The 493-nt window shown below is 38.7% G+C and carries 1 protein-coding gene; it reads left to right on the top strand.

Going from position 1 to position 493, the window contains the following annotated elements:
• Positions 1–468: hypothetical protein (locus tag AWB54_RS16030; protein WP_160328973.1), on the top strand; the 468-nt coding region annotated here is incomplete at its 5' end.
• Positions 469–493: the final 25 nt, after the last annotated feature.

The following is a 493-nucleotide window of genomic DNA, read 5'->3' on the forward strand; positions in this document are numbered from 1 at the left end:
TATAAGGAAAAACATCAAAAGAATTTATCCAGCATTTTTGAATCATCAAACATCGACAAAGTTCACACAGTGACTTTTTCTGAAGCTTTTGAAAGGCTTAACACTATTTGCAATCATACATTTTCAGATGATTTTAAGGAGAAGATAGATTTACTAGAAAAGTATCGAAATAGATTAACACATGCCGAAATCTCAATTGACGATCAAGATATTATTCTTTTATTTGATAACTTGCTTGATGAGCTTGATATGTACCTTTTTTCAAATATTGGTGTCGCCACCGCTTGTTTTCTGCGTCGCGTGCTCCGGATTGGACGAGCGGGCGTTCATCAGCGGCCACGCCAGCACCGTGTGGGCAGCTTGTGGTCCCAGTCGGGTTACGAACGAGGCTTACAGGGCGACAAATTTAAAGATCATGTGGTGAATAATGGTGTACATTTTTTTCGACATAAGAAACATGGAATCTGAAGGTGATATCAAGTTTTAATGAGAC

The organism is Syntrophomonas wolfei subsp. methylbutyratica (assembly GCF_001570625.1).
In the GTDB taxonomy this organism is placed as follows: domain Bacteria; phylum Bacillota; class Syntrophomonadia; order Syntrophomonadales; family Syntrophomonadaceae; genus Syntrophomonas; species Syntrophomonas methylbutyratica.